We start from the raw sequence: 17,738 nt of genomic DNA on the forward strand, positions 1-17,738 counted from the left end.
GTCAGCCGGTCGTGCGGATGTAGCTCAGTTGGTAGAGCGCGACCTTCCCAAGGTCGATGTCGCGAGTTCGAGTCTCGTCATCCGCTCCAGTTCGTGGGAACCCCACGTGGCGCGCAGAGCGCGACGCTCCGCTCACCGTCGATGTCGCGAGTTCGAGTCTCGTCATCCGCTCCAGGTCCCACCAGCGCGCAGAGCGCGACGCTCCGCCCACCGTCGATGTCGCGAGTTCGAGTCTCGTCATCCGCTCCACATACGAAACTGCGACCACGAGAGCCCACCCCCGCGGTGGGCTCGGTTGCTTCTAGGGTCGAGCCGTGGAGTTCACCGGTTTCCCCGTCGCGGCGCTCGACTTCTACGACGACCTCGAGGTCGACAACACCAAGTCGTTCTGGGAGGCCCACAAGCACGTCTACGCCGAGTCCGTGAAGGCGCCGATGACGGCGCTGTGCAAGGAGCTCGAGGCGGAGTTCGGCACCGCGAAGATCTTCCGGCCCTACCGCGACGTGCGGTTCGCCAAGGACAAGACCCCGTACAAGACCCACCAGGGGGCCTACGTCGGGGTCGGCCCGGCGACGGGGTGGTACGTCGAGATCAGCCCGCAGGGGCTGCGCACGGGGGCCGGGTTCTACGAGGCGTCGGGCACCCGGCTGGCGGCGTACCGCGAGGCCGTCGCGCACGAGCGCTTCGGACCCGAGCTCGAGGCGCTCGTCGCCGGCCTGGAGGGGCAGGGCTTCGAGGTCGGCGGCGACACGCTGAAGACCCATCCGCGCGGCTTCGACGCCGACCACCCGCGGATCGCCCTGCTGCGGCACAAGTCGCTGACCCTGGGCAAGCAGCACGGCTTCGGGCCGGAGATCCACACCGCCACGGCGCTCGACCTGGTGCGCGACGACTGGCGCTCGCTGCGCCCGCTCGTGGAGTGGGCCCAGCGGCACGTGCAGGACTGACGGCTCGGGGGTTCGGAACTGACTGTTCGGCGGTTCGGAAGTGACTGTTCGGCGGTTCAGATCAGCCCCCGGGCGCAGTGCTGACCTCGGGCGCCGGTCCCGCCGACGTATGCGAGAGACGGAGATCTAGAACACGTTCTCGTTCCGTCGTACGATCCGCTCGTGACGACCACCACCGGCTCCGCCCGCCCCGCAGCCCTCACCTCCGACGCCATCGACTGGCGCGCCAGCACCGACGAGCACCCGGCGCGGATGGCCTCGATGCGCTCCTACTCCGCGGTCGCCAAGGGCGACCTGGAGGAGTGGCTGACGGTGTACGCCGAGGACGGGGTCGTCGAGGACCCGGTCGGCCCCTCGATGTTCGACCCCGAGGGCAAGGGCCACCGCGGGCACGCGGGCATCCGGGCGTTCTGGGAGCAGGCGATCGCGCCGATCGACACCTTCGCCTTCACCATCACCGAGTCCTTCGCCAACCCGGGCAGCAACACCTGCGCCAACATCGGCTCGATCCGCACGGCCTTCGCCGACGGCTCGCACACCACGACCGACCTGGTCATGGTCTACGTCGTCGACGACGAGGGCCGCGTGACCTCGATGAAGGCCTACTGGGAGCCCGAGCGCACCATGGCCTCCTTCACCCAGGCTTAGACGAGGCGTCGGCGGGGCGCCACCCCGCCGTTCACCTGCCGCTCCCCTCGCTGGCCCACGCTGGCGGCATGGCCAAGCGCAGGTTCGTCGTCCACCTGGGACTCCCGCACACCGGCGCCGGCGCACTCGCCGCCGCGCTCGCCGCGCACGCCGGTCCGCTCGCGGAGGCCGGCGTCCGGGTCCCGGCCCGCAGCGCCGACGAGGCGCGCCGTGCCGCCCTGGAGCTGCGCCGCCTGCACGGCACCTACGGGCTGAAGCGCAAGGAGGTCGAGGGGACCCTCGCGCTGCTGTGCAAGCGCGCGCGCAAGGAGGGCGCCAAGACCCACGACGCGGTCGTCGTCTCCGACGACCTGCTGGCCGGCGCCACGCGTGAGCAGGTCGCCCTGCTGCTGGACAGCCTCGCCGGCTTCGAGGTGCACCTCGTCGCGACGCTGGCCGACCCCGCGCGCCAGCTCGTCGCCGCGTGGTCCGAGGCGGTCCGCGCCGGCTCCGACCTGGAGCTGCGTCGCTACGCCCGCCGCGTCCTGGACCCGGCCCGCCGACTCGACGAGGCCGGTGCCTTCTGGGCCGACCAGGACGTGGAGCAGGTGCTGGAGCGCTGGTCGTCGGAGCTGCGGCGACCCGACCGGGTGCACGTCGTGGTGCCGCAGCCGGGCGAGGACCCGACCCTCGCCACCTGGCAGTGCGTCGCCCGCGTCGTCGGCGCCGACCCCGCATCGCTGCCGCTCGAGACCCCCGCGGATGCGGCCACCCCCGCCCCGGCGGGCCTCTCGGGCCCCGCCGGTGCGGCGGCGGCCGGTTCGCTGGGCTCGTCCCTGGGCTCGTCCCTGGGCTCGCTCGAGGTGCTGCGCGGCGTCAACGCCTCGGTCGACGGCCGCGCGGACGGGCGGATCCGGCGCCAGCTGGTCGACGCCCACCTGGCGCCGGCCTCCGACGCCCTCCCCCCGGCACCCGCGGACCTGCACGAGGAGCTCCTCGACCTCGGCGAGCGCTGGCGCAAGGCCCTCGCCGACGGCGGGTACGACGTCGTCGGCGACACCACGCCGCTGCTGCCCTCGCCCGCGCCGGTCCGGGCGGTCGTGGAGCCCACGACCCAGGAGCGGCTCGCGACCACCACCGACGCGCTGGGCGACCTGCTGGTCGAGCTGGCCCGCACCCGCGAGCACGTCGAGGACCTCCTCAAGCGCAACGCCAAGCTCGAGCGCAAGCGGGCCAGCCTGCGCACCCGGCTGGCAGCCGCCCTCGTCGAGGACTGAGCCGGGGCCGCACCGGCCCCCCGTCGTACGTCGAGGCGCCCTGACGCCGGTCGCGCCTGGCACCTCGACCACCGGGACGGCTGTCAGTGCGGGTTCCAGGCGTCCTCGTCCGCGGTCCGCTGGGACACGCAGTCGGGCAGCTCCTGGTCGGCGAGCTGCTGGATGGAGACGTGCTCGAAGACGTCGCGCAGCGAGCGACGGGCCGCGATCCAGACCTGCTGGAGCGGCTCGGCGCGCTCGTTGTACTCCACCGACTCCGGGCGCAGGCCGTAGACGGAGACGAGCGGGCCGTCGACGGCGCGGATCACGTCGGCCACCGAGACCTCGCTGGCGGGACGGGCCAGCCGCCACCCGCCGGACTGGCCGCGCTGGCTCAGCACGACGCCGGCGCGGCGCAGGTCGGCGAGGATCGCCTGCAGGAAGTTGCGGGGGATGTCCTGCAGCCGGCCGAGCTCCTCGGCGCTCACCGCGGGGCCCCCGACGCGTCCCGACATCTCGATCAGCGCCCGCAGGGCGTAGTCGGACTTGGCGGAGACGCGCATGGGGCCAGTGTGTCAGAGGAGTCGATCGAGTCACTCGACATCGTCGACGTCCCCGGGTGGTGATTGCGGCTCGGAGGACGCCGGTCGCTGGATTCCCTTGCCAGGCGCCGGTTCCGGCCGATCTGGACGTCACCCGGAAGTGGTTGCTCGCTAAGTTACTCGCGCGTATCATCGCTTATTACCGGCCAGTAGCACACCGACGTGCTGCCCCCATGCGACGCCGGTTCCCGAGATCAGAAGGTGGGCCCCCGTGAGCCACTACAAGAGCAACCTGCGCGACATCGAGTTCAACCTCTTCGAGGTCCTGGGCCGCGACGAGGTCCTGGGCACCGGTCCCTTCGCGGAGGTCGACAGCGACACCGCCCGCGAGGTCCTGGCCGAGGTCGACCGCCTCGCCCGCGAAGACCTCGCCGCCTCCTTCGAGGACAGCGACCGCAACCCGCCGGTCTTCGACCCCGCGACCCACACCGCCCCCATCGGCGAGTCGTTCAAGAAGAGCTACCAGGCCTGGATGGACTCGGAGTTCTGGCGCCTGCAGATCTCCGAGGACCTCGGCGGCCAGCCCGCCCCCTCCACCCTGGTGTGGGCCCTCGGCGAGCTGGCGCTCGGCTCCAACGCCCCCATCTGGATGTACGCCGCGGGCCCGGCCTTCGCCGGCGTCGTCCACCGCAACGGCAACGACCGCGACAAGCGGATCGCCCAGATCATGGTCGAGCGCCAGTGGGGCGCCACCATGGTCCTCACCGAGCCGGACGCCGGCTCCGACGTGGGTGCCGGCCGCACCAAGGCGATGCTGCAGGAGGACGGCTCCTGGCACATCGAGGGCGTGAAGCGCTTCATCACCTCCGCCGAGCACGACATGAGCGAGAACATCATGCACCTCGTGCTGGCCCGCCCGGTCGGCGTCGAGGGGGCCGGCGGTCCCGGCACCAAGGGCCTGTCGCTCTTCCTGGTCCCGAAGATCCACTTCGACCACGAGACCGGCGAGCTGACCGGCGAGCGCAACGGCGTCTACGTCACCAACGTCGAGCACAAGATGGGCATCAAGGTGTCCAACACCTGCGAGGTCACCTTCGGTGACCCGGCCGTCGGAGGCGGTGAGCCGGCCAAGGGCTGGCTGCTCGGCGAGGTGCACAACGGCATCGCGCAGATGTTCCAGGTCATCGAGAACGCCCGGATGATGGTCGGCTCCAAGGCCATCGCCACCCTCTCGACCGGCTACCTCAACGCGCTGGAGTTCGCCAAGACCCGCCAGCAGGGCGCCGACCTGACCCAGTCCGGCGACAAGACCGCGCCGCGCGTCACGATCACCCACCACCCCGACGTGCGCCGCTCGCTGATGACGCAGAAGTCCTACGCCGAGGCGATGCGCGCGCTGGTGCTCTACACCGCCACCTGGCAGGACAAGGTGATGATCGCCGAGCACGAGGGCACGATGGACTCCGAGGAGACCAAGCTCGCCGAGGCCGTCAACGACCTGCTGCTGCCGATCGTGAAGGGCTACGGCTCCGAGCGCTCCTGGACCCTGCTGGGCACCGAGACCCTGCAGACCTTCGGTGGCTCCGGCTTCCTGCAGGAGTACCCCATCGAGCAGTACGTCCGCGACGCCAAGATCGACACCCTCTACGAGGGCACCACCGCGATCCAGGGCCAGGACTTCTTCTTCCGCAAGATCGTCAAGGACCAGGGCAAGGCGCTGGGCCACGTCGCCGGCGAGATCCAGAAGTTCCTGGACTCCGAGGCGGGCAACGGCCGGCTGAAGAACGAGCGCGCGCTGCTCGCCACCGCGCTCGACGACGCCAACGCGATGGTGGGCCACCTCATCAACGACCTGATGAGCGCCCAGGACGAGATCCGCAACATCTACAAGGTCGGCCTCAACACCACGCGCCTGCTGATGGCGCTCGGTGACGTGGTCTGCGCCTGGCTGCTGCTGCGCGGCGCCGAGGTGGCCCTGCAGAAGCTGGGCGCCGAGGACGGCGGCGGCAAGGACAAGGCGTTCTACGAGGGCAAGGTCGCCGCTGCGCAGTTCTTCGCGCAGAACGTGCTCCCGAAGCTCTCCGCCGAGCGCGCGATCGCCGAGTCGACCGACCTGGCGCTGATGGACCTCGACGAGGCTGCGTTCTGACGCACTGAGCCCTCGACGTACGACGGCCCGCCACTCCTGATGGGGTGGCGGGCCGTCGGCGTCGGGGAGGGCGTTGCGGGGGGCTGCGGGCCGGGTTTGTCGGCTACCCGACGAACCCGGGAGCGCCCCGACAAGACTTCCGACCACAGCTTCCGGGTCTGTCGGCTACCCGACAAACCCGGGGCCCGCCCCCGCCCTCAGCCCAGGTGCCGCGCCGCCGCGGAGCGGACGGCGTTGGTGAGCCGGTCCAGCAGCGGGGAGTCCAGGCGCCAGCGCTGCCAGTGGAGGGGTACGCCGACGGGCCGGTCGGCCGCGAGCCGGACGAGCCGCCCGTCGCGCTCGAGCGGGACCAGCTGCTCCTCGGGCAGCATGCCCCAGCCGAGACCGGCCGTGACCGCGGCGAGGAAGTCCGCGGACGTCGGGACCCGGTGCGGGGCGGGGGCGCCCACGCCCAGGCCGGCCAGCAGGTCGTGCTGGAGGGTGTCCTTGGGGTTGAAGACGACCATCGGGAGGCGGCTCCAGTCGGGGCGGCCGGAGGCGTCGGCGTGCCGCTCGGCCAGCCAGGTGGCCGCGGCCGCGTGGTAGCGCATCGTTCCCAGGTGCTCCACCGAGCAGCCCTGCACCGGCACGGGGTCGCTGGTGACCGCGGCCAGCGCCTCGCCGCGGCGCAGCAAGTCGTGGGAGTGCGCCTGGTCCTCGACCTCCAGGCGCAGCAGCACGTCGTCCCAGCCGGCGACGGCCGTGAGGACGTCGCGGAACCAGGTCGCCAGGGAGTCGGCGTTGACCGCCACGCCGAGCTCCGTGCGGCCGGCCTCCTGCGGCTGCAGGAGGCCGCGGGCCTCGGCCTCCAGGAGCGCCTGCGCACGCCCCAGCCGGACCAGCACCAGGCCGGCGTCGGTGGCCGTGCAGGGTGCGGCCCGACGGACGAGCACCTGGCCGACGGCCGACTCCAGCGCACGCACCCGCTGGCTGACCGCACTCGGTGTCACGTGCAGCGCCCGGGCGGCGGCCTCGAACGTGCCGTGGTCCACCACTGCGACGAGGGCGGCGAGCTGCGCTGCCGGCAGCGGCGTGGTGAGAGGTGGGCCGGCCGTCATGAAGCGATGCTAAGGGACCCACAGATTCCTTCGCTTCCCTTCATATCTCCCGCTGCCTACCGTCGTCCCGTGCTCACCACCGCCCTTCCGACCGCCCTGACCGGGCTCGCCGCCGGGCTGACCCTCATCGTTGCGATCGGCAGCCAGAACGCCTTCGTCCTGCGCTCGGGCCTGGCCCGCCACCACGTCGGACCGGTCGTCGCGGTCTGCGCGATCTCCGACGCGGTGCTGATCAGCGCCGGGGTCGCCGGGATCGGGACGATCGTGACCCAGGCGCCGGTGGTGCTCGACGTGGTGCGGTGGGGCGGGGTGGTCTTCCTGGCGGCGTACGCCGTCCTGTCCTTCCGTCGGGCCTGGCGCGGCGGCGAGGTGCTGGACGGCTCGGCTGCGCCAGGCGGGACCGCGGGCCCACTGTCCGCGGCGCTGCTCACGGCCGTGGCGCTGACCTTGCTCAACCCGCACGTCTACCTCGACACCGTCCTGCTCCTCGGCTCGCTGGCCAACGGCTCGGAGGACCGCTGGGCCTTCGCCGGCGGCGCGGTCGTGGCGTCGCTGGTGTGGTTCACCGGGCTCGGGTACGGCGCGCGGCTGGCCTCCCCGCTCTTCGCCCGGCCCCGCGCCTGGCAGGTCCTCGACGTGCTGATCGGGGTCACGATGCTGCTCATCGCCGTGGGGCTGGCGCGGGGGTAGCAGGGGCATTTTCGGATCTCGGAAGGTTCAGCGGCGCCCCGCTGAACCTCACGCTCCCCCGCTGCACCTGCGTCGGCGCCCCGTGACCTCCAGCGGCGCCCCGCTGAACCTCACGCACCCCCGCCGAACCTCACACACCCCCCAGCGGCAGCACCAGCTCCCCGGGCCCCTCGGCGGAGACCCGCACGGGGATCCCCCAGTCCTGCTGGTGCATCCGGCAGGCGGCGCCCTCGCCGCCGTCGGCGTCGCAGGAGGCGGCGCGGGCCGCGACGTGGAGGACGCCCTCCCCGGCGTGCGGGTCGAGCTCGAGCACCCGGGTCAGGTCGGTGTCGCGACCGCCGCCGGAGCGGATCAGCCCCGGGGGCGTCGACTCCACGACCAGCTGCGAGGGCGGACCGAACCGGTCGTCGACCTTCTGCCCCGGCGGCGGCGTGAAGGTGATCGTCAGCGACAGCGAGGCCGCGACGGGGGTGACCGGCCGCTGCGTGGAGTGCGCGAACCCGTCCACCCTCACCACCCCGCCCAGCGGCACCCGGGTCAGCCGGTGGGCGGTCGACTCGACGACGACCAGCTGGGAGGGGTCGACCGGGTCGACGTACGCCGCCGACGGCTCGGCGAGGCCCTCCGCGAGCGTCCCCACCGACCCGGTGGCCGGGTCGTAGCGGCGCACGGCACCGTTGTAGGTGTCGCAGACCGCGATCGACCCGTCGGGCAGGACCGTGACCCCGAGCGGGTGCTGGAGCAGCGCCTGCTCGGCCGGCCCGTCCTGGAAGCCGAACTCGAAGAGCCCCGACCCCACGACGGTGTGCACGGAGCCGTCGGCGAGGTAGCGCAGCGAGGACGTCTCCGAGTCGGCGAGCCACAGCCGGTCCCCGTCGGGCGCCAGCCGCGACGTCTGCGCGAACCAGGCGTCGGCGAGCGGGCCGTCGAGCAGGCCCTCGTTGGTCGTGCCGGCGGCGACCTCGACCGCCCCGGTCAGCGGGTCGAGGGTCCACAGCTGGTGGATGCCGGCCATCGCGACCCACACCCGGTCGCCCCACCACGCCACGTCCCACGGCGAGGAGAGCCGCTCGACGCCGTCGCCGGGCATCCACTGCTGCCCGTCGCCGGCGAGCGTGCGGACCGAGCCGTCCTCCAGCCGCAGTCCGGCCAGCCGGTGGCCCACGGTGTCGGCCACGACCACGTCGTACCCCACCGCCACCGCGACGTCGGCCGGCAGCAGGCACAGCCCGTTGGGCTCGCGGAACCCGCCGAAGCGGCGCACGACCTCGCCGTCCGCGGACAGCTCGACCACCTGGTCGTGGCCGGCGTCGGCGACGAGGACGCCCCCGCCCGCGAGCGGGGCCGCCGAGGCCGGGAACCGCAGGTCGCTCGGCTCGACGACGGGCGGGACGTACGGCGAGTCGCCGGGCTGCAGCGTGCCGCGCTCGCGGTGCTGCGGGACCAGCTCGGCCAGCAGCGCCTCGATCGCATGGGCGTGCCCCTCCCCGGCGTACTGCGCGACCACGTAGCCCTCCGGGTCGATGAGCACCAGCGTCGGCCAGGCGCGGGCGGTGTAGGCCTGCCAGGTCACCAGCTCGGGGTCGTCGAGCACCGGGTGGTGCACGCCGTAGCGCTCGACGGCCGCCGCGAGCGCGATCGGATCGGCCTCGTGGACGAACTTCGGGGAGTGCACCCCGATGACCACCAGCTCCTCGGCGTACGCCGCCTCGACCGGTCGCAGCTCGTCGAGCACGTGCAGGCAGTTGACGCAGCAGAAGGTCCAGAAGTCCAGCAGGACGAAGCGACCGCGCAGGTCCGCGAGGCGCAGCGGGCCGTCGGTGTTGAGCCACCCGCGGCCGACGAGCTCAGGGGCCCTGACGGGTTGCCGGACGGGCTGGCGACGGGGCTGGGTGCTCACTCCCCCGATCCTCCCCCGCACAGACCCTCCCGACCAACCCAAAGGGTGGTCGACAGGGTAAAGGCGACGCTCCGGGCGGCCCCGGGTTAGCGTGCGCTGACACCGGGGGGAGGCTGGATGGACGGCACCGACGACGGGGCCACCTCGCTAGGCGTGGACGCCTCGTTCGACCGCTACGCGCGGATGGTCCGCCGCGCGCTCGACGTCCCCGTCGCGCTGGTCAGCCTGGTCGAGACCGACCGCCAGGTCTTCGTCGGCGCCGAGGGCCTCCCCGCGCCGTACGACGCCGCGCGGCAGACCCCGTTGACCCACTCCTTCTGCCAGTGGGTCGTCCACGACCAGGCGCCGGTCGTGACCGAGGACGCACGCCTCGACGAGCGCCTGCGCGACAACCTGGCGATCCCCGACCTCGGCGTCGTCGCCTACGCCGGCCACCCGATCCGCGACCACACCGGCCAGATCATCGGCTCGCTCTGCGCCATCGACCCCGAGCCGCGCGCCTGGACCCCCGACGCGCTCGAGGCCCTGGCGGACCTCGCCGCCGCCTGCTCCACCGAGCTCGCCCAGCGCGGGTTGCGGGCGGAGGCCGCCGAGGCCGCCCAGGAGGCCGACTCGCTGGGCCGGCGCAGCGCCGTCCTGCTCGCCCTCAGCGAGGGCCTGGCCTCGGCGGCGACCGTCACCGAGGTCGCGGCGGCCGCCGAGCGGGTGGCCCGCGAGCAGCTCGGCTGCCTGCGCGCCGGCATCTGGCTCTCCGAGGCCGCCGCCCACGACCTGCCGACCCAGCCGCACCTCGACGTCGAGGTCCCCCGGCTGCACTACGTGCCCCAGACCGGGGACACGTGGCGCTCGGCCCAGCTCAACAACAGCCTGCGCGCGGACCTGAGCAACCCCCTGGGCCACTGCCTCGTCAGCGAGCGCCCACTGGCCTACCGCGACCGCGCCGACCAGAACCAGCACTACCCGGACCTGGACTACCGCGAGCAGATCGGCGAGTGCCGCGCCTTCTTCCCGCTGACCACCGCGGGGCGGACCTTCGGGGCGATGGCGGTGATCTGGGACGACTGCCGCGACCTCGCCGAGGACGAGCTGGCCACGCTCGGTGTGCTGGCGACGTACGCCGCCCAGTCCCTGTCCCGCGCGCTGCTCGTCCAGGAGCAGCACGACGCGCTCGTCGTCCTCCAGACCGCCCTGCTCCCCCGGCTCCCGGAGACCGAGGAGCTGGAGATGGCCGCCCGCTACCGGCCCGCCGCCGCGCGGGACCAGGTCGGCGGCGACTGGTACGACGCCGTGCTCATGCCCTCCGGCGCGACCAGCCTGATGATCGGCGACGTCGTCGGGCACGACATCGGCGCGGCCGCGACGATGGGCCAGATGCGCACCACCCTGCGCGCCCTGGCCTGGGCCGTCGACGACCCGCCGTCGCGGCAGGTGCTGCGCCTGGAGGAGGCGATGGCCGACCTCGGCGTCGACGGCCTGGCGACCCTGGTCTACCTCCGGATCGAGGAGCCCGACCGCTCCGGCGGCCGCACGCTGCGCTGGACCAACGCCGGCCACCCGCCACCCCTGCTGCTGACCCCCGACGGTGAGGTCGCCTGGCTCGAGGACGAGCACCACGACCTGATGCTCGGCGTGCTGCCCGACGCCCACCGCAGCGACAACCGGCGCCGCGTCCCCGACGGCTCCACGTTGCTGCTCTACACCGACGGTCTGGTCGAGCGTCGGGGCGAGGACCTCACCGACGGGCTCGAGCGGCTGCGCAAGGCCGCGCTCGCACAGCCGCCGGGTCCGGTCACCGACTTCCTCGACGGGGTCCTCACCGACCTCGACGACGGGGCGCTCGCCGACGATGTCGCGGTCCTCGCGGTCAGGTTCCGGTAGCCACGCCGCCTGGTGGGCGCTGCTCGCTAGAGTCCGGCACATGAGCGACCAGGGGCTGCTGGCGGGGTACGCCGACGTGTGGTGGCAGGCGATCGACGACTTCACCGCCCTGCTCGAGAGTCTCGACGAGGCCGACTGGGACCGACCCACCGACCTCCCCGGCTGGGACGTGCGGGCGGTCGCAGCCCACGTCGCCCACCTGGAGAAGGTGCTGGCGACCGGCGAGGAGGAGCACGCCGACATCGGGGACCCGCCGCCGGCCCACGTCACCGGCCTGCTGGGCCACTACACCGAGATCGGCGTGGTCAACCGGCGCGACGCCAGCCCGGACGCCCTCATCACCGAGATCCGGGAGTCGGCCACCGCCCGGCGTACCGCCCTGCTCGCGGACCCGCCCACCGATGCCGACGCGATCCCCGAGCGGGTCTTCGGTGGCGTGCCGTGGTCGTGGCGCACCCTGCTGCGCAACCGCCCCCTCGACGTGTGGATGCACGAGCAGGACGTGCGTCGCGCCGTCGCTCGCCCCGGAGGCATGGACACCGAGCCGGCGCGGCACACCGCGGAGTACCTCGCCGAGTCCATGGGCTTCGTCCTCGCCAAGAAGGTCGGTGCCGAGCCCGGGACCTCACTGGTGCTGGAGATGGAGGGCAGCGCGCCCTTCGCCTTCGAGGTCGGTCAGGACCGCCGCGGCCGCGTGCTCCCCGAGCCGCCCGCGACCCCCGACGTGCTCCTGGCGATGGACCGCGAGTCCTTCACGTGCCTGGCCGGCGGTCGCCGTCCGGCCCCCGGGGCCGTGCGGGTCGAGGGCGACGAGGCCCTCGCGCAGCGCGTGCTCGACAGCATGGCCACCACCCCCTGAGGCGCCCCGACCAGCCGCAAGGACGACCCGTGACCGACACCTGGGACCTCGCCCGCATGCCCGACCAGGCCGGCCGCACCATCGTGGTCACCGGCCCCTCGCTCGGTGGCCTCGGCCACCACACCGCGCTCGAGCTGGCCCGACGCGGCGCCCGCGTCGTGCTCGCCGGGCGCACCCCGCGCAAGCTCGACGAGACGTCCGTGGCGATCACCGACGAGGTGCCCGCGGCCGACGTCGTACCCCTCGTCGTGGACCTCTCCGACCTGGCCTCCGTCCGCTCCGCCGGGGCGGCCGCCGCCGCCCTCGGGCCGATCGACGTGCTGGTCAACAACGCCGGCGTCATGGGGGTCTCGGGTCCGCGCACGTACGACGGGTTCGAGACGACCATGGCCACCAACCACTTCGGCCCGTTCCTGCTCACCGGCCTGCTGCTCCCGCAGCTGGCGGCCGCGGACGGTGGTGGTCGGGTCGTGACCGTCTCCTCGCAGTTCCACCGGGTGGCGCGCCGCGCACCGCTCGAGGACCCCCGCGCCGAGACCCGGCGCGCCGACCCGTGGGGCGCCTACGCCCGGTCCAAGCTCGCCAACCTGCTCTTCACCCTCGAGCTCGACCGGCGCTGCCGGGCCGCCGAGGTGCCGGTCAAGGCGCTGGCCGCGCACCCCGGGTTCGCCGGGACGCACCTGGCCGCGAACGGGCAGTACGGCCGGTCCTCCGGCGGCATCGCCTCCATCCTCGACGCCACCATCCGAGCGGTCTCCCAGTCCGCCGCGGCGGGCGCGCAGCCGACCCTCATGGCCGCGACCGCCGACCTCCCCGGCGGCACCTACTGCGGACCCAGCGGCCCGGGCGAGATGGCCGGTCGGCCCCAGGTGACGCTGATGGGCAAGCGCGCCCGCGACGCCGACGCCGCCCGGCGCCTGTGGGAGGTCAGCGAGGCGGCCACGGGCATCCGGTACCCCTGACAGTCGCCATCGCCGATCGCGATGTCGCGATGTCGCGATGTCGCGATGTCGCGATGTCGCGATGTCGCGATGTCGCGATGGATGGTCGACATGCGAGCAGCGCCAGCGCCCACCGCTGGTCGAGCAGGCGAGCGCCAGCGAGCCGTCGTCGAGACCGCGCACACCGCCGCGCCCTGCTGTACCCCTGGTTGCTCCCTGGGTCACCCTCGGTGGGTCGTGGCGCGTTCGCGCTGCAGCAGTTCCTGGATTTCAGGAAGCCGTGGTCGCCGTGGGTGCCACCTGAGCTTCTTGGTTGCGCTTGTCTGGGTGGTCGCCCTCCACTGGGGTGCTCGCTTCGGCTGGGCTTGGATCGGCGCTCCAGAAACTCGCCTGAAAGGTGGGTCTGACCTGGTGAAACTCTATTCTTCGAACGTGTGTTCGACTATACTTTCACCATGCCCACCAGTTCCCTCCTCGACGCGATCCGCGCCGCCAAGGCGCGCGAGGACGACGCCGCGCGGGAGCTGCTGATCGGGGTCGCGCAGTGGGCAGATGCGCACACCACTGGTGCGTTGATGCCGGACCTGTACGGCACGTACAGCCACCCCGACGAGGAGGCGCACGACGCCGCCGAGGCTGCGTGGACGGCCCGGTTCGGGATGCCCGGTGCCGACACCATGCTCGACCTCGCCGGCGCCGGCGCTCCCGAGGTCTCCGACTTCGCCGTCACCGAGCTGTCCACCGCCCTCGGCCGCACGCGCGAGTCCGGGCGCCTGCTCGTAGGTGACGCCATCGAGGCCAAGCACCGCCTCCCCCGCGTGTGGGCCAGACTGCTTGCCGGGCAGGTCACCGCGTGGCGGGTCCGCCGCCTGGCACAGGCCACGCGCGGGCTGTCCGCCGAAGCAGCGGGGTTCGTGGACGCCCAGGTCGCCCACGTCGTCCACACCGCCGGCCCCGTCACCGTGGACCGCCTCGTCCTCGAAGCCTCCGCCCGGTTCGACCCCGAAACCACCGAAGTGCAGGAGTGCGACACCCGCGCCAACCTCTACTTCGACCTCGACCTTGCCACCCCCGCCACCTGCGTCGGCACCGCGTCCGCTGTGTCCGCCGACGGGCTGCTGGACCGCGCTGATGCCGAGGACCTCGAAGCAGCGATCCGACAGATCGCGCACCAGCTGCTCCTCGACGGCTCCACCGACACCCTCGCGATCCGCCGCGCCAAAGCCCTCGGCTACATCGCCCGCGGCCAGGGCACCCTCCCCGAGGACGATCCTCGAGCGACGGAGGATGGTCGAGCAGGGAGGAGCGCCAGCGACGAGCGTCGTCGAGACCGCGCAACCAGCGCACCCACCGACCCCGGCACCCGCATCGGAAGCAGCACGGCTCCCCGCCGCACCGTGATCCTGACCGTCCACCTGAGCGACGCCGCGCTGACCGGCGCACCCCAGATCGACCCCGCCACCGGTGGGCTCGCCCTCAACCTCGCCCGCATTGAGAACCACCGCCAGCTCCTGACCGCCGACGCCATCCGCGAGTGGTGCGGGGTCCCCGGCACCCAGGTCATTGTCAAGCCCGTCATCGACCTCCACGACACCGTCGCCGTCGACTCCTACGAGGTCCCCGACCGCATCGCCAACCGGGTCAAGCTCACCAGGACCACCTGCTCGTTCCCGCACTGCCGCAGGCCCGCCGAGTCATCGGACCTCGACCACACCATCGAGTACGTCCCACCCGAGCAAGGCGGCCCACCCGGCCAGACATCGACCGACAACCTCGCACCACTCTGCCGCCACGACCACCGCGCCAAGACCCACCCCTCACCAGCAGGCAGACCCTGGACCGTCCAAGGACTCTCACCAGGCCACTGGCTCTGGACCAGCCCCCACGGCCAGCGCTACCTCGTCCACCCCGACGGCACCACCCCACTCACCGCCTGACCCCCAGGCACCGCAGCACCCGCTCGCAGCCCGACCACCACCCCCGTGGCCGGGCTACCAGCACGCCCACCCGCCGCTCCGTTGGTCGAACGAGTGAGAAGCCCCGGGGAACGAGCTGCCGGCGAACCGCCGCTCGACGTCCTCGCGGCGTCTCCATGCCATCCAGCCCGCCGGGCCGCGAGACGTCAGCCGCCGGCCCTGCTCTGTACCGCCGCCCCGACACCGACGCGCCGGCGCGGCCCCCGGGGGGCGGGCCTACCGGCCGCCGCAAGTCGCCGGCGACAGGTCGAGCGGTGCGGTCAGTCGGACGTAGACGCTGCTGGTCGCCGCATCGACCCGCACCTGGTCACCGCCCACAGACAGCCCACGCGGTCTCGACGACGGCTCGCGCTGTCGCTCGCCGGGAGAGACCACCGAACGAGGAGTCTCAGTCCCGCAGCCCGCGGGTGCCGTCGACGACCCGGACCAGCCCGGCGCGGGTGCCGACGAAGGCAGCGCCACCGGGGCCGAGGGTGACGGGGGCGCCGTCGCTGTCGGCCCACGGGCCGGTGCCGCCGCGCGCCGACCAGGCCGTGCGGCCGGTGCGGGCGTCGAGGGCGGTGAGGTACCACGCGTCGGCGCCCAGCCAGCTGCGGCGCTTGGTCCAGGCGTACAGCAGCCCGGTCGCCCGCGAGAGGGTCGCGCCCGACGTCGGCGCGACCTCCGGGGAGGTCCAGGCCGTGCGGCAGTCCGCCTCCACCCGCGCCAGCCCGCCCGACGGGCGGCGGCCGAGCACCCCGCTGGACAGCCCGGTCCAGCCGTGGCCGCTCGTGACGACCACGCCGCCCTCCACCGGCACCAGGGCGGCCTCGGTGGCGGACGCGTCGTCCTCGAAGACCTGCGTGCGGCAGACCTGCTCGCCGTCGCCTGCCCGCAGGACCACCACGTGCATCCGCGGGTTGGCGTTGTCGGTGAAGGCGAGCAGCGGCCCCGCGTCGGAGTCGACGAGCACCGCCCCCGAGCCGCTGCCGGCGTCGCGCTGGCCGGGCTTCACCCCGCTCCCGGTCTCGTACGCCGTCCGCCACCCGACCAGCGGGGCACCCGTCCTCGTCACGACCCGGTGCACCGCCTCGACCGTCGTGACGTAGACGCCGTCCCGGTCGGCGGCCAGCGGCTGCCCGACCGGCTCCCCGAGGTCCACGACGACCGGGTCGGCGTCCCCGGCGACGACGCCCACGAGCCCGGCGGCCGTCGCGAACCAGGCCCGCTCGGCCCCGTCGAGCACCACCGCCACCACGCAGTCCCCCGCCGGCACGACCGGGGCGAGGTCCACGACCGCCTCCGTCACGAGCGCCGGGTCGTCCGCGGCGTCGGCAGTGGCGACCTGCAGCAGCCGCCGGTCACCGGTGGCGACGAGCAGGTTGCCGGCGGCGTCGAGCACCGGCGGCGCGGGCGCCCCCGGCTCCCCGCACGCCTCGGGCAGCTCCTGCGTCGCGACCGGCCGCAGCGTGCGCGGGTCGATCACCTTGAGCCGCGCACCGCTCCGGCTCGTGCACAGCGCCGCGAGCCGCTCGTGGGAGTCGGGCAGCAGCGCTCCGCAGTGCTCCGCACCGAACCAGGCTGAGTCGACCTCCACCGACAGCCCCAGCGGACCGGGCAGGTCGGAGACGGTCGGCACGACGACCGGGTCGGGCACGCCCCCGTCGTCGGCGGGCAGCGGCTGGGCGGAGACGGGGCGACCCGTGTAGCCGGGGGTCACCCACGCACCCCCGCCCGGCGGCACCGGCAGCCGACCGTCCGGAATCACCCACAGCCCGCCCACGACGAGTCCGGTCGCGGCCACGGCCGCGAGCGTCGTACGACGGGTGGGGGGCCCGGACCCGAGCAGCAGCGGGCGCGCGCGGCGACCCGTGCGGGGCACCGCGAGCAGCACCACGACGGCGACGACGACCAGCGGCCCGAGCGCCAGCCACAGCGAGACGACCGCCACCCAGGCGACCGGACGGGCCCACCGCAACGGCGTCAGCGTCCCCGCGGGCCGAACTCCGGGGCGACCCGTGCGAAGGCCGCCTTGCGCGCGACGGCGGTGTTGCGCGCGGCCAGCAGCCAGGCCTGCTCGACCCGCTCGCGGAGGAACGTGTAGCGCGGGCCGGCCGTCCAGGTGTCGTCGAAGAGCCGCTTGGCCGCGGCGAGCTGGTCCGGCGAGCGGCCCTTGAGCTGCTGGGCGAGCGCGAGCGCGGCCGCCACGGGGTCCTCGTCGAGGGTCGTGACCAGGCCGAGGCGGTGGGCCTCGGTGCCGGGGACGACCTCGGCGGTCATCGTCAGCTTCTTGGCCACGTCGATGCCGACCAGCTCCTTGAGCGACCGGACACCGGACATGTCGGGGATGATCCCCCACTTGCCCTCGAGCACCGACCACTGCGAGTCGGGGGTCGCGACCCGGAAGTCGGCCGCCAGCGCGATCTGCAGCCCACCGCCGAGGCAGTGGCCGTGGACCGCGGCCACGACCGGGACCGGCAGCCGGCGCCAGGCCCAGCAGGCCTCCTGGAAGGTGTTGGTGCCGCGGAGCGGGTTCGGGACGAAGGAGCGCGCCACCCGCAGCGGCTGCTTCATCACGTGCGCGAAGTCCAGGCCGGCGCAGAACGCGTCGCCCTCGCCGGAGAGCACCACTGCTCGCAGGCTCTTGTCGCGGCGCAGGGTGCGCGCAGTGGCCGCGAGGTCGTCGAGCACCTGCAGGGTCAGGGCGTTGAGCTTCTCCGGCCGGTCCAGCCGCACGTGGGCGATCCCGTCGGTGACCGTGCAGGTGACGTGGCTGGCGGCCCGCTCGGTCGAGCGGGTGACGGCACTGGCTGCCCGGGAGGAGCTGGCGGTGGTCGACATGGCGCCGATCCTCCCACTTCCGTAGGGAGCGCCGGGGCGGTGGCGCACGGCATGAT

General features: G+C 73.6%; 14 protein-coding genes and 1 tRNA gene. 10 read left to right on the forward strand and 5 right to left on the reverse strand.

Translation table 11 applies throughout. The annotated features are described in order from the left end of the window. The first annotated feature begins 13 nt into the window (after window positions 1-13). From ACYVID_RS10390 to ACYVID_RS10405, 4 genes are all read left to right on the forward strand, one after another. Window positions 14-89 (forward strand) — tRNA-Gly (locus ACYVID_RS10390). A gap of 225 nt (window positions 90-314) precedes the next feature. Next, window positions 315-947, forward strand: a complete 633-nt coding sequence (locus tag ACYVID_RS10395) for a DUF2461 domain-containing protein (RefSeq protein WP_460736716.1) — start codon at window positions 315-317, stop codon at window positions 945-947. A gap of 162 nt (window positions 948-1,109) precedes the next feature. Continuing rightward, window positions 1,110-1,595: a nuclear transport factor 2 family protein gene (locus tag ACYVID_RS10400; RefSeq protein WP_460736718.1), complete on the forward strand. Its 486-nt coding sequence runs from the start codon at window positions 1,110-1,112 to the stop codon at window positions 1,593-1,595. A 68-nt stretch (window positions 1,596-1,663) separates the two neighbouring features. Further along, on the forward strand, window positions 1,664-2,851 hold the full coding sequence (locus ACYVID_RS10405; RefSeq protein ID WP_460736720.1) for a hypothetical protein: 1,188 nt from the start codon (window positions 1,664-1,666) through the stop codon (window positions 2,849-2,851). An 83-nt stretch (window positions 2,852-2,934) separates the two neighbouring features. On the opposite strand, the gene ACYVID_RS10410 is transcribed toward ACYVID_RS10405, so the two are convergent. Continuing rightward, a complete protein-coding gene (locus tag ACYVID_RS10410) occupies window positions 2,935-3,393 on the reverse strand; it encodes an RrF2 family transcriptional regulator (protein WP_460736722.1) in 459 nt (152 codons plus the stop codon). 250 nt (window positions 3,394-3,643) lie between these two features. On the opposite strand from ACYVID_RS10410, the gene ACYVID_RS10415 reads away from it, so the two are divergent. Then, complete coding sequence (locus ACYVID_RS10415) at window positions 3,644-5,521, forward strand: acyl-CoA dehydrogenase (RefSeq protein ID WP_460736724.1); 1,878 nt, start codon at window positions 3,644-3,646, stop codon at window positions 5,519-5,521. Between the two features lie 197 nt (window positions 5,522-5,718). Here ACYVID_RS10415 and ACYVID_RS10420 read toward each other — a convergent pair whose 3' ends face one another. Then, window positions 5,719-6,618: a LysR family transcriptional regulator ArgP gene (locus tag ACYVID_RS10420; protein WP_460736726.1), complete on the reverse strand. Its 900-nt coding sequence runs from the start codon at window positions 6,616-6,618 to the stop codon at window positions 5,719-5,721. A gap of 69 nt (window positions 6,619-6,687) precedes the next feature. Here ACYVID_RS10420 and ACYVID_RS10425 point away from each other — a divergent pair, with 69 nt between their 5' ends. Then, complete coding sequence (locus tag ACYVID_RS10425; RefSeq protein WP_460736728.1) at window positions 6,688-7,308, forward strand: LysE/ArgO family amino acid transporter; 621 nt, start codon at window positions 6,688-6,690, stop codon at window positions 7,306-7,308. Window positions 7,309-7,438: 130 nt separating this feature from the next. On the opposite strand, the gene ACYVID_RS10430 is transcribed toward ACYVID_RS10425, so the two are convergent. Then, window positions 7,439-9,208: an NHL domain-containing thioredoxin family protein gene (locus ACYVID_RS10430; protein ID WP_460736730.1), complete on the reverse strand. Its 1,770-nt coding sequence runs from the start codon at window positions 9,206-9,208 to the stop codon at window positions 7,439-7,441. Between the two features lie 117 nt (window positions 9,209-9,325). On the opposite strand from ACYVID_RS10430, the gene ACYVID_RS10435 reads away from it, so the two are divergent. The 4 genes from ACYVID_RS10435 (at window position 9,326) to ACYVID_RS10450 (ending at window position 14,823) form a co-directional block, all read left to right on the forward strand. Then, window positions 9,326-11,086: a GAF domain-containing SpoIIE family protein phosphatase gene (locus ACYVID_RS10435; RefSeq protein ID WP_460736732.1), complete on the forward strand. Its 1,761-nt coding sequence runs from the start codon at window positions 9,326-9,328 to the stop codon at window positions 11,084-11,086. A 40-nt stretch (window positions 11,087-11,126) separates the two neighbouring features. Next, entirely contained in the window at window positions 11,127-11,945 is an 819-nt protein-coding gene (locus ACYVID_RS10440; RefSeq protein ID WP_460736734.1) for a maleylpyruvate isomerase family mycothiol-dependent enzyme, read from the forward strand. 29 nt (window positions 11,946-11,974) lie between these two features. Continuing rightward, window positions 11,975-12,907 carry an oxidoreductase gene (locus tag ACYVID_RS10445; protein WP_460736736.1) on the forward strand — a complete coding sequence of 311 codons (933 nt, stop codon included), beginning with the start codon at window positions 11,975-11,977 and terminating at the stop codon, window positions 12,905-12,907. A gap of 434 nt (window positions 12,908-13,341) precedes the next feature. Further along, entirely contained in the window at window positions 13,342-14,823 is a 1,482-nt protein-coding gene (locus ACYVID_RS10450) for an HNH endonuclease signature motif containing protein (protein WP_460736738.1), read from the forward strand. 427 nt (window positions 14,824-15,250) lie between these two features. Here ACYVID_RS10450 and ACYVID_RS10455 read toward each other — a convergent pair whose 3' ends face one another. Together ACYVID_RS10455 and ACYVID_RS10460 are read right to left on the reverse strand one after the other, a co-directional pair. Continuing rightward, window positions 15,251-16,819, reverse strand: a complete 1,569-nt coding sequence (locus ACYVID_RS10455) for a hypothetical protein (protein ID WP_460736740.1) — start codon at window positions 16,817-16,819, stop codon at window positions 15,251-15,253. Window positions 16,820-16,824: 5 nt separating this feature from the next. Continuing rightward, window positions 16,825-17,682 (reverse strand): crotonase/enoyl-CoA hydratase family protein, encoded by an 858-nt coding sequence (locus ACYVID_RS10460; protein ID WP_460736742.1) that lies wholly within the window; start codon window positions 17,680-17,682, stop codon window positions 16,825-16,827. Window positions 17,683-17,738: the final 56 nt, after the last annotated feature.

It is taken from the genome of Nocardioides ginkgobilobae, from assembly GCF_054781275.1.

What these genes read in the sequence shown, in the direction of transcription:
- ACYVID_RS10460 (WP_460736742.1), bottom strand. Translation starts at nt 17,682, where the DNA reads ATGTCGACCACCGCCAGCTCCTCCCGGGCAGCCAGTGCCGTCACCCGC.
- ACYVID_RS10410 (WP_460736722.1), bottom strand. Translation starts at nt 3,393, where the DNA reads ATGCGCGTCTCCGCCAAGTCCGACTACGCCCTGCGGGCGCTGATCGAG.
- ACYVID_RS10405 (WP_460736720.1), top strand. Translation starts at nt 1,664, where the DNA reads ATGGCCAAGCGCAGGTTCGTCGTCCACCTGGGACTCCCGCACACCGGC.
- ACYVID_RS10450 (WP_460736738.1), top strand. Translation starts at nt 13,342, where the DNA reads ATGCCCACCAGTTCCCTCCTCGACGCGATCCGCGCCGCCAAGGCGCGC.
- ACYVID_RS10420 (WP_460736726.1), bottom strand. Translation starts at nt 6,618, where the DNA reads ATGACGGCCGGCCCACCTCTCACCACGCCGCTGCCGGCAGCGCAGCTC.
- ACYVID_RS10440 (WP_460736734.1), top strand. Translation starts at nt 11,127, where the DNA reads ATGAGCGACCAGGGGCTGCTGGCGGGGTACGCCGACGTGTGGTGGCAG.
- ACYVID_RS10435 (WP_460736732.1), top strand. Translation starts at nt 9,326, where the DNA reads ATGGACGGCACCGACGACGGGGCCACCTCGCTAGGCGTGGACGCCTCG.